The organism is Acinetobacter sp. YH12106, from assembly GCF_013418995.1.
Classification (GTDB): Bacteria; Pseudomonadota; Gammaproteobacteria; order Pseudomonadales; family Moraxellaceae; genus Acinetobacter; species Acinetobacter pseudolwoffii.
In genome coordinates this window covers 59,384-70,447 of record NZ_VPAV01000014.1, presented here as the reverse complement: position 1 = coordinate 70,447, position 11,064 = coordinate 59,384, and the positions used below count along the sequence as shown (strand labels likewise).

The following is an 11,064-nucleotide window of genomic DNA, read 5'->3' as shown; positions in this document are numbered from 1 at the left end:
CAGAAGTGAAACCTCTTTGCGCTGATGGTAGTGTGGGGTTACCCATGTGAGAGTAAGTCATCGCCAGCTCATTATTCGAAACACCCCCCTGCTTATGCAGGGGGGTGTTTTTTTGTGTGCGGGATTTATAGTAAAATTAAATATAGTAAAAATAATATTCTGAATTTACTCAAGGTTATTTGCTGTTTTTAAATCAGCCTGATTATGTTTTAATCATTAAAATTTAAAGCCTAGGAATCTGCGTGTTTGAGGTATTTACACAGCTCTGTGGTGGAATCGGTTTATTTTTGCTTGGTATGACTTTAATGACCGAGAGCCTTAAAGATATTGCAGGTGAAACATTAAGACAATGGTTAGGTCGGTTTACTGGTTCTCCTTTTAAAGCAATGACTTCAGGTATTGCCTTGACCTTGATTGTGCAATCCTCCACAGCCACGACTCTAGCAACCATTGGCTTTGTCAGTGCAGGCGTACTCTCTTTTTCGCAAGCCATTGGTGTAATTATTGGCGCCAATATCGGTACAACCAGTACTGGCTGGATTGTGGCTTTTTTAGGTTTAAAGTTTTCTATTGGACAAGTGGCTTTGCCTCTCATTGCCATAGGCGCTTTACTTAAAATATTAGCACATGGACGTACAGCGCTTACCGGCTTGGCGCTTGCGGGATTCGGCCTGATTTTCTTTGGAATTGATTTGCTTCAAGTAGCAATGTCAGGTGTCGCAGAACATCTCGATCTTTCAATTTTCTCGACCGAAAGTTTTGCTGCAAAGCTGTTATTGGTACTTTTCGGTTTGGTCATGACTGTGATTTTGCAGTCCTCTAGTGCCGCCATTACAGCGACACTTGCTGCATTAGCAAGTCAGGCGATTCAGCTCGATCAAGCGCTTGTGCTCGTCATTGGCCAGAATATTGGAACCGTTGCAACTGCAGTACTGGCAGCCATCGGTGCAAATGCCAATGCAAAACGAACTGCTGCTGTGCATGTCTGTTTTAATGTCGTGAGTGCAATTTTTGCATTTTGTATTTTGGTTCCCTTGTTTTTATGGCTGTATCAACCACAGTATTTTTTATCTGGTTGGGATCATGTGGTCATTGTGGCAGCTTTTCATACAGCCTTCAGTGTATTTGGTGCCTTATTTTTTATGCCATTGATTCGCCCCTTTGAACAGCTGTTGGTGAAATATATTCCGGCACATGAAGATTCATTATTACAGGCCTTGGATGAAGCCAGTTTGGCAGTGCCTGCGGTCGCAATTAATACGGCAGAACAAGTGATCTTTAAAACCATATTGACCCAATATTCCTGGATTCTAAAAGCCATCAAGTCAGCAGAATTGGTTTCGGCCAATGAATTAAAACAGCAAGACGAATTAATTTACAAATTACAGGATTATTTAGAAAAAATTGTTGTGCCTGAAAATAGCACTGATCAAAGTCGGCTGTTTAGCTTATTAAGGATGATGGTTTATCTGAAAGTGTTGCGTAGTGATTTGGAAAATCTAAAGCATGTTGTGAGTATTCGTACCCAACCCGCGATTCATCAACTTGCCTTGGATTTTATCCAGATTCTGGAAAATGCTGGAAATAGCATGCTAGATACTCGCTCATCTGAAGATTTGAGCCAACTGTATATTGAAATGGGACATCTAAAACAGTGGAGTAAACAGCATCGTAGCGAATTACGTGAAAAAACTAATATTTATGCCTCAACGTATCAGCTGAATGCAGCCAAAACTTTTGAGTTATTGGCTGCTCAGCGTTGGTTAGATCGCTTAGTTGCGCACAGTTACCGTTTGATTAATGTACTCAATGAGCGTCAGCAAACACTTACAATGCATCAAATTGACGACGAGCATGTTTAAGAGCAGATCTGAGACCTTCTTCCAGTGTTGGGTGATAAAAAGGTTTTGCCAGGATTTGATGAATATCCTGATCGGCATCAATGGTCCAGGCCAGAAGATGGCCAAGATGTTCAGCTTGTGAACAGAAGAGTTCTGCGCCTAATAATTTGCCTGATTTTTTATCAATATAAACTTCAATACCACCTTTATTTTCAGCAAGAACCAATGCACGTCCTTGATTTTCATAGGAGGCAAATCCTCGAATAAATTCAATATTTTGCTGTTCTAACTGTTTAAAACTTTGTCCGATAATCGCCATTTCCGGGTGAGAGAATACGATTGCCAGTGGGGTGAGTGCGGGAATCGGCTTAATCTCGGAATAATTTAAACAGTTATGAACCACTTCTTTACCAGCATGAGCAGCTTCGTGCTGAATGGGGGCATCAGGTGCGGCATCACCCACTATAAATATCGGCATATCTGCGAGTTGTTTGGTTTTTTTATTGATAGGCAATTTTTTGATATCAGCAAAATTAGGATCTAACTGATTTAAACCCAAGCGATCCAGATTAGTCTGACGGCCTGTAGCACCCAAAATATATTCAACTTGAATAGTTTGAGCTTGATCATTTTCAGTAAAATTAATCTGGATATGACCAGCTTGTTTTTTAACTTGATCTGGCAAGATTTTGAACTTGATATTGAGTTCTTTACTCAATTGCTCCTGTGCCAGCTTTTGTAAAGCAGGGCTGGTTAAGGCACCTACTTTTTGGCTACGAGCGAACAGGGTAGTGTCTACGCCCAGTCGTTGCATGGCTTGTGCCAGTTCAATGGCAATCACACCGCTTCCGATCACTGCTAAAGACTTGGGTAATTGAGAAAGTTCAAATATCTCATCAGAAGTTAGATATTTATCTCCTAATTCTTCCTTGAATGTTTTATCAATATTAGGTCGTGAACCAACCGCAATAATGAAGCTTTTAGCCTGATAAGCTTGTCCATTGACTTCAACTGTATGGGCATCAATAAACGTTGCATGACCAGAAATTTTATGTGAAGCCTCCCATCGATCAACACCTTTCAGGGTTGCGCGAATGAAACGTTCTCTTAAGCTATGTAGACGTTGCATCACACCTGAAGTATCTACTACAGCATCATGTTGTAAAGCGAGGTCTTTCGCGGATTGAATGTCATGCATGCGATTTGCAGATGAAATCAGCAGTTTGCTTGGCATACAGCCGACACGTGCACAGGTCGTATCCCAGGGGCCATCATTGATAATTAAAATATTCTGAGTATGTTTGATGGCTTCGTTATAAGCACTGATTCCTGCAGTGCCTGCGCCAATAATGATGAGGTCGTACATAGAATGATTACCAATTCTCAAAAGCAGTTATTTATCTTTAAGATTTACAATGTTTATGATGTAATTTATGTAACTAGATTGCTTATTTTTGCTAATTTAAGTAAATTTTGTATAAAAGCCAAAAGCTATTTTTTTATGGCTGCTTAACTATTATATTTAGTGGGAAAAATTATGAGTTTGTTTATAAATTTAAAAAAATTAGGGGTAAACACAACAGTTTTAGCGACCTCAATTTCTTTAGTTGCTTGCGGAGGGGGCGGTAGTGACGGGTATTATGATAATGGCTCTTCAGCTGGTAGTCCAGGAGGAAATACAAGTGGTGAGAATGGAAACCAAGTTGAGTTAAAAGAAGTAGCAGCTCTTGTTATAGGTTCTTTTGATGAAAAGAATAATGTAAAAACAAATATTACCCGTAAAGGCGATACGCTTATTGTAAAATTACAAGCCGTTGATAAAGACGGTGGTGGTATTGCTGGTCGCGAAGTTAAATTATCTATTAAAGACTTTGAAAAATATAACATTACAAGTGATGCATCAGTAAAAACTACAGATGAAACAGGTTATGCCAGTTTTACACTTACTGTTCCTGAAATTACAGCTGATATTAAGAATCTTAATCTTACGGGGTCAATTGTTGGAACTAGTATTACTCAGTCACATCTAATTGGTATTACAGGGGGTACTGAAAATGTGGCTCAAAGTAAACTGGAAGTGGTATTTGAGCCTATTAATGCAATTAATGTAACCGGCGGCGAAACTGAAGTTAAGCTGAGAGCAAGAGATGTGAATGGCGGCGGAGTCGCAAATCAAAAGATTTCATTATCTATTCCTAAAGACAAGCAAAATATTTTTTCCCTTTCTAGCCAATCAGAACTTTCCACAAATAATGATGGTTATGTAACATTTAAAGTAAAACTATTGGCAGGTAAGGAAGCTAATCGTGAGGCATTAGTAAGAGAAGGTTTAACTTTAAATGCTATGTTAGTAGATAGTGAAGGTGCAGTTGCGACACAAACTTCAAATCTGACTGTTCGTTCTGCTGTTGGTATTGTTGATAAGGTAATTTTTAATACAGATATTTCTAATAATAAAATCAATGCATCTAATGGTAGTGCAGCTATTGATATTTATGTGCTCAATCCTGAAGGGTTGCCTGTTAAAAACCAGAAAGTAGCATTAGAGATAGCTGACACTATTAAGCAAATTGGTGACAGCGTTGAAGTTGTAAATGCTAGTACGTATGGTGCAAATATTACTAAGACTATCGTAACGACGGATGAAAATGGTATTGCAAGATTCGATCTTACTATTGGAGAGAATAGTGCAAGTGCGCAAAAAAGATTAGCAGAATTTGGAGTTTCTCTTAAAGCAACGGTTGTTGATGTATTAAATAAGTCAGTAGTGCAGCAGCACAAATTAACAGCTGTATCAAATATGAATGAAGCTGTAACTAATTTAACTTTTTTAACAAATCACTTAGATATTTCAGAAGGTAATGGTCAAGTTACTATTAAGGCTGTAGATGAATATGGTGGAGCCGTTGCTAATCAAGGAATTCAATTAAATATTATCGAGTCTGAACGTTTAGGGGTTATCGCTGATAATTCATCTTCTCAAACAACTAATGAAAAAGGGGAGGTAACTTTTAATTTGGTATTTAATAAATTAGATGACAAACAAATATTTGATGAGCTGAAAGAAAAAGGCATAAAATTAGCTGTTAGTCATGTTAACACTAAAAATAAAGTTATAAGTCAAACGCAAACTATCACGCTTAGTTCTAAAACTGAAGTACAAGACCCATTGTCTGATATTCAACGACTAGAGTTAATGGCCACCAAAGGAGTAGTTGCTGCTAAAGATGGTGAGTTTGAGATAACAGTAAAAGCAATCAACAATGCTGGGCAACCTGCTGCCCAAAAAATCATTGCATTTGCTTTAAGTGAAAATGCTGTAAAAAATGGAGTTACATTTGTAGGCTCAAATACTCAAGCAACAAATGATAAGGGTCAGGCTACTTTTACAGTTAAAGTAAATGCTGTTAATGCTGCGGCAATAGCGAATCTTGTACAACAAGGTATCGGAATAGATGTATCGACAATCATTGCTGATAAAACCACTGTAACAAATAGCATGTTGATTCAAGTACAAGAAGATTTAGTAGCTAGTTTGAAAGATAGTGTGGCATATGTTGCCATTGATTCATTACAGCAAGATGCAATTTTAGATGTTATTAAATCTGGTCAAACAACTATTCGTGTGAAAGCCTTGAATGTAGAAGGTGCTACTTTAGCCGGTCAGCCTGTAAAACTATCAATTGCAAATCTCTCTGATTTAATGTTGAATGGTGTAATTCCTCTTTCAATCGTAGGTGGTTCAGAAAAACCTACAGGTCAAGATGGATACGCAGAATTTACTTTGTCATACAATGCTACTAATGATAAACAACTCATTTCTAAACTAACATCAGGTAATGGCGTTAAGTTAAAAGCCGCTGTTGGGGAGAAATTTAATAATACTCAATTGTATTTAAAAAATTCAAATAATGAATCGACCACTGTCCAGCTCCAGCGTATTCAAATTACATCGAATACTGGTACAGTAACTGCATCAGGAAATAAAACAGTTACCTTTACATTACAAGCGTTTAATACAGATGGTACACCTGCCAAAAATCAATCTATCGGTTTAGGATTAAATGAAGTTGCAACACAAAATGGTGTGACTTTTACAGGTACTAACAATGTTAAAACAAATGATAATGGTATCGCGAATTTCACTATAAATGTGAATGCTCAAAACTTAGATGCTATTAAGAATTTGGTAGAAAGTGGTATTACCTTAGCAGCAGTTCATAAACGTACAGATGGCGTATCAATTAATAATACTTATCGCATCATGGTAACGGAGCCAGCAACCCCAATTACTTTAATTGATCAATTACTGATTAATGCAAGTGCACCAACGGTAAGTGGTCTTGGTGGTGAGGTAGTTGTTGCTGTTCGAGCTATAGATGCAAATGGTACAGGATTAGAGGGTAAGTCTGTTGCATTTGCTTTAACTCAAAATGTCTCTTCTCGTGTAACAGTTGATCAGAACACTGGTATAACAAATGCTCAAGGCTATGCATATTTCAAACTAAATGTAGCACCTGGTTCGATTGAAGAGGATATGGTTAGATCTGGTATTACCTATGCTGTATCTACATTAAATTCAAGCAATGGTACTTCCGTAACTCAAGTGAATAAAATTCAGGTAACTGTGCCTCAGCAAGCATTAGATGTGAGTCTTTCTAAATCTAAAGCCACAGTATTTGAAACAGGCGATACACTTGATATTGGTATTAAAGTAGTTAGTAACGACATTAAAGTTACAGGTTATCCTGTGAACCTGGAAATTTTAGATGGCGCAATCAATGGTTTAAGTCTGAATGCTGTAACTTACGCTGTTGATGCTAATGGTAATGCTAAAGCGACATTGACTATACCAGCTACTTTAACCGCCGAACAGCGTTCCCGTTTGCTGCGTGATGGTATTGTTATTCGTGCAACTATTACATTACCAAATGGTGAAAAACGTGGTAAAGAACTAACTATTGATGTTGATGAGGTTTCTAATACTAATCACCTCGATATTCAACGCTCAAAAACTTCTTTAGTAAATAGCGGTGATTCAGCATTAGTAACAGTAAAACTGTTAGATGATAATAATGGTGGTGTGGCAGAACAGCCTGTGATGCTGAGATTAGCGGGTAATCCAGATGCTACAATTCGTGGTGCTTCTTCAGTGATCACCAATGAATTCGGTGAGGCAACATTTGAAGTCGTTGTCCCTGATGGTGCTGCAACTTCTGAGGTCAGCTTGTTGGCAACACATACAAATTCAGCGGGTAAACAAGTTCGTCAGCCGAGTGTCCTGACTGTTCGTACACCAACTGCACAAGCACCTGAATTGGTATTGAAGTTCTTGAGCAATAAGAATCGCGTGAATGTACGTGGTGATCAATTTGAACTTTCGGTTCTTGTATCAGATACAGATGGTGCAAGTGTTGAAGGTAAAGCGGTAACCTTAGGAATCCCTAATAATTTAGCTTATGTAACAGGTCCATCAACGGTTGAAAGTGATGAGTCAGGTTTTGCTAAGTTTAAAGTTGTTTTGGATGAGCGACTATTGAATACGGCAGATGTTGCGAGCTTATTGAACAGTGGCTTAAATATTAATGCGACAGTAATTGATGAAAATAATCTTAAAATTACAGAACCATTTAATATTACTGCTGTCCGTACAGTTGCTAATACGCTTGGCTCAATAGCACTTAATATTTCTAATAAGTTAGAACCTGCGAATCATATTGAAGACTTAACTATTTACTACCGTTTGAAAGGCTCTGCACAATTGGTTGATCTAGATGGTAAACCAATTGTTAATCAAGAGGTAACTTTAGCGACACGACCTACCCAATATACATTAGGGCAATGGCGTTATGAAATTAAAGACTATCCATGGAGACAAGTTACAGCAAATGATGGTTCAATAACTTTGGAACCTATCGGTCAACCTCCATTTACGGACTTGAAAAAATGGATTGCTCCAAATGATTCTTATTATGCATTGTTGAGTAATGGTAATAGCTTAATTCCAGCTCAACAAGCAACAGGAAATAGAGCAAAAGTTTGTAATGTTAATACTGATATGACTGAAGTTAATCAGAAAGCATTGCGTGTTGTTCGTTTCCTTGATGTTGAAACTTCATCTGAGGGAGCTAAATATAGAACAGATAGTACAGGTCGTTTTGACTTTACTATTGAATACCCACAAGCAAATGCGCATTGGGTGACAGTGAATATTGAAGCAACCACAACCTTAGCTGAAGGTATGCCATCTGCGCAGACGCCAACTAAAGGAAATATTACCTTTACCTTACCTGCTTCTAAAGCAGACTATGAAGAAGATGGTAGCAGTGCACCGAATGAATTCAGCCCTTATGGACTTTCTAGTACTAATTGCCAACCTTAAATCTTAAAAAAAACAGCGCTTCGGCGCTGTTTTTTTTATAGGAGCTAAAATTTAAGGACTAGATAGAAGTTCCCACACTCACACCCACAGTCGGCTTCAAGTTCATTGAACTACAGCCGATAAAGGTCAAGCTCAGACATAACACCACTAAGATTTTATTCATGAATCAATCCTTGAGATTTAGCCTGGTTAAACAAGGTCGCTGAACGTGTACCGCTACGGCAGACCATCAAAATCGGCTTTGGCAGCTCATTATAAGATCGAGCAAACTCCTCAATATTGGCCTGAGAAATTTGACCACTCATGATGGGTTGATAAATAACACTGACTTGAGACTTTTCAGCAATTGAACGTAGCTGTCCAACCTTGACCTGATTGCCTTGTTCCTGGTCCGGGCGATTGACAATCACAGATTTAAAACCCTGTTGCATCAATTGCTGAAACTTGTTGGTGGTCATTTGCCCTGTAACACTCACCGTAGAGGTCAGTGCACGGCTAAGCTCTTGTGCAGCAAAAACAAGTGAAGTACAGCTAAAACAGATTGCTAGTACCACACCTTTCCAAAACGACTTAGTCATCCAGCAGATCCATCTGTTTTGCCAGTTGATATAAATTATTCGAGCGGTTTCCGGTACGGCAGAACATCAGGATAGGTTTCGGCAATTCATTATAATGATTGGCAAAAGTACGTACATCGAGCTCAGTAATCTGACCAGCGACGACAGGCTGAAAGACATAATCCAGACCGGCACTGCGTGCAGCTTCTTCAATTTGTGCACTGGTCGGCTGCTCAGAACCACCTTCCATATCCGGGCGGTTATTGATAATAGATTTAAAACCTTTCTCGACCACCTGAGTCACGTGTTCCGGACCAATTTGACCAGCAAAGCCTACATTTTCGCTCATGACGCCACTCCATCATTTCATTTATATCGATATGCTTTATGATAGCATTAAGCGGAAAACATGCTGAAGCTGTTGTGAAATTTTTATAAATGATGATCACCATAAGATAACGCAATGGAGCGCGTATGCAGGCTTATACAGTTGAGCCACTGTATGTCAAAAGCGGTCAGGACGTGATTGCTGCAGATTTTTATCGGCCTAAAAATATAGAAAAACCGGCCGTGATCTTGATGGCCCATGGTCTGGCGGCCTTACGTCAATTTAAACTGGTGCACTATGCCCAGCATTTTGCCAGTGCCGGCTATGCGGTGGTGTTATTCGATTATCGCTATTGGGGCGGCAGTACCGGGCGACCGCGTGAGCTGGTATCCATTAATGCCCAGCTGGATGACTGGCGAACCATGATCAGGCATATTCAGGCACGTAAGTCGATTGATAGTCAACGGATCGTGCTCTGGGGAACTGCCTTAAGCGGAGGGCATGTACTCACTCTGGCAGCAGAACTGAAAAATATTCAGGCCGCAATGGTACAGGTGCCTTTTGTCGATGGGGCTGAAAGTGCCAGGTTTTATCCTTTGCAGCAACTCCCTAAGGCACTTAAGGTTTCTAGTCAGGACTATATGGGAAGTAAGGTCGGTATGCAGCCCAAAACCTTGCCGGTGGTCGATCCTTGCGAGCTGTGTTTTATGCCGACACAGGACAGCTACGAGGGTTATCTGTCGATTGTGAATCCGGATTATTATTGGAGTGGTCAAATTCCTGCGCGGGTCTTTTTTAATTTAATGCGTTATCGCCCGATTCAGCAAGTTAGAAAAATCACCATTCCGGTGCTGTTTATTGCAGCAAAACTGGATAGTTTAATTCCGATTGAATCCAGTCGCGAAACCGTAACCAATCTTGCACCGTTTGTACAATATCAGGAGTGGAATATCCGGCATTTTGATATTTATCATGGTGAATGGTTTGAAAAAGCCGTTTCAACCCAATTAGAATTCCTACATCAACATATTGGAGTACGCTAGATGATTATTGTATGCCCAGAATGTCAGGCCAAAAATCGTGTTCCTGAAGATAAACTCACCGCCAACCCTGCCTGTGGTCAATGTCATCAGGCCCTGATTCCATTGGCGCCAATTGAATTAAATGAGCAGAATTTCAGCCAGTTTGTCACCCATAGTGATTTACCAATCCTGATTGATCTGTGGGCAGAATGGTGTGGCCCCTGTAAAATGATGGCACCGCATTTTGCGACTGTCGCGCAGCAATACCCAAACGTGGTTTTTGCAAAAATTGATACCGAAACGAATCCGCGCTTAAGTTCAGCATTTAATGTTCGTAGTATTCCGACGCTGGTGTTGATGAATAAAAGCAACGAAATTGCTAGAATAAGCGGTGCATTACGATCAAGCGAACTACAAAAATGGCTTGATCAGCAGTTAAATACCCAACCCTAATTCAAATGCCTGGAGTGAATGTGTCAGATTCTCAAGTAAAACCAGAGGGGATTCTTTCCCTACAAACGATCGCAATGCCTGCAGATACCAACTGGAGTGGTGATGTGTTTGGTGGCTGGATCGTTTCACAAATGGACTTGGCAGGCGCGATTCACGCAGAACGATTTTCAAAGGGACGTTGTGCCACGATTTCGATTAACCAGATGACCTTTCTGGTTCCAGTGAAAGTCGGGGATGTCATTAGCTGTTATACCCAGATTTTAAAAGTTGGCAAGACCTCTATTCAGATGGAAATTGAAGTCTGGGACAGTCATGATGATTCACGTGCGCCGATTCGTGTCACAGAAGGGGTATTTACCTTTGTCGCAGTCGATGTAAAAGGCAATAAGCGTCTGATTCCAGAGGAAGCCAAACAGAAGTTTTTAGAGTCTCAAGCAGCCCAATGATTGAATGAGATATAAAAAACTCCCAGAGATCATCT

The 11,064-nt window shown here is 39.7% G+C and carries 8 protein-coding genes; 5 read left to right on the top strand and 3 right to left on the bottom strand.

From position 1 onward, the window contains the following. Window positions 1–242: 242 nt before the first annotated feature. A complete protein-coding gene (locus FTU45_RS10760; RefSeq protein ID WP_005168665.1) occupies window positions 243–1,862 on the top strand; it encodes a Na/Pi cotransporter family protein in 1,620 nt (539 codons plus the stop codon). On the opposite strand, the gene FTU45_RS10755 is transcribed toward FTU45_RS10760, so the two are convergent. Continuing rightward, window positions 1,828–3,207, bottom strand: a complete 1,380-nt coding sequence (locus FTU45_RS10755) for a dihydrolipoyl dehydrogenase (protein WP_180076385.1) — start codon at window positions 3,205–3,207, stop codon at window positions 1,828–1,830. The genes FTU45_RS10760 and FTU45_RS10755 overlap by 35 nt on opposite strands. 171 nt (window positions 3,208–3,378) lie before the next feature. Here FTU45_RS10755 and FTU45_RS10750 point away from each other — a divergent pair, with 171 nt between their 5' ends. Beyond that, a complete protein-coding gene (locus FTU45_RS10750; protein WP_180076384.1) occupies window positions 3,379–8,223 on the top strand; it encodes a hypothetical protein in 4,845 nt (1,614 codons plus the stop codon). 155 nt (window positions 8,224–8,378) lie between these two features. Here FTU45_RS10750 and FTU45_RS10745 read toward each other — a convergent pair whose 3' ends face one another. Both FTU45_RS10745 and FTU45_RS10740 read right to left on the bottom strand, forming a co-directional pair. Beyond that, window positions 8,379–8,801, bottom strand: coding sequence for a beta-lactamase hydrolase domain-containing protein (locus tag FTU45_RS10745; RefSeq protein WP_180076383.1), 423 nt, complete (start codon window positions 8,799–8,801; stop codon window positions 8,379–8,381). Next, the gene (locus FTU45_RS10740) at window positions 8,794–9,129 is read right to left on the bottom strand and encodes a TIGR01244 family sulfur transferase (RefSeq protein ID WP_005098133.1); all 336 of its coding nucleotides are present in this window, start codon (window positions 9,127–9,129) and stop codon (window positions 8,794–8,796) included. Before FTU45_RS10740 ends, FTU45_RS10745 begins: the two co-directional genes overlap by 8 nt. Before the next feature lie 125 nt (window positions 9,130–9,254). Between FTU45_RS10740 and FTU45_RS10735 the strand changes: the two genes are divergently transcribed. Genes FTU45_RS10735 through FTU45_RS10725 form a run of 3 tightly spaced genes read left to right on the top strand, consistent with a single transcriptional unit; the run spans window position 9,255 to window position 11,029 of the window. Then, window positions 9,255–10,151: an alpha/beta hydrolase gene (locus FTU45_RS10735; RefSeq protein WP_180076382.1), complete on the top strand. Its 897-nt coding sequence runs from the start codon at window positions 9,255–9,257 to the stop codon at window positions 10,149–10,151. Next, window positions 10,152–10,583 carry a thioredoxin TrxC gene (gene trxC / locus FTU45_RS10730; protein WP_100355768.1) on the top strand — a complete coding sequence of 144 codons (432 nt, stop codon included), beginning with the start codon at window positions 10,152–10,154 and terminating at the stop codon, window positions 10,581–10,583. It abuts the gene before it with no gap. A 5-nt stretch (window positions 10,584–10,588) separates the two neighbouring features. Further along, a complete protein-coding gene (locus FTU45_RS10725; protein ID WP_218944670.1) occupies window positions 10,589–11,029 on the top strand; it encodes an acyl-CoA thioesterase in 441 nt (146 codons plus the stop codon). Window positions 11,030–11,064: the final 35 nt, after the last annotated feature.

What these genes read in the sequence shown, in the direction of transcription:
- FTU45_RS10755 (WP_180076385.1), bottom strand. Translation starts at nt 3,207, where the DNA reads ATGTACGACCTCATCATTATTGGCGCAGGCACTGCAGGAATCAGTGCT.
- FTU45_RS10750 (WP_180076384.1), top strand. Translation starts at nt 3,379, where the DNA reads ATGAGTTTGTTTATAAATTTAAAAAAATTAGGGGTAAACACAACAGTT.
- FTU45_RS10745 (WP_180076383.1), bottom strand. Translation starts at nt 8,801, where the DNA reads ATGACTAAGTCGTTTTGGAAAGGTGTGGTACTAGCAATCTGTTTTAGC.
- FTU45_RS10740 (WP_005098133.1), bottom strand. Translation starts at nt 9,129, where the DNA reads ATGAGCGAAAATGTAGGCTTTGCTGGTCAAATTGGTCCGGAACACGTG.
- FTU45_RS10735 (WP_180076382.1), top strand. Translation starts at nt 9,255, where the DNA reads ATGCAGGCTTATACAGTTGAGCCACTGTATGTCAAAAGCGGTCAGGAC.
- trxC (WP_100355768.1), top strand. Translation starts at nt 10,152, where the DNA reads ATGATTATTGTATGCCCAGAATGTCAGGCCAAAAATCGTGTTCCTGAA.
- FTU45_RS10725 (WP_218944670.1), top strand. Translation starts at nt 10,589, where the DNA reads ATGCCTGGAGTGAATGTGTCAGATTCTCAAGTAAAACCAGAGGGGATT.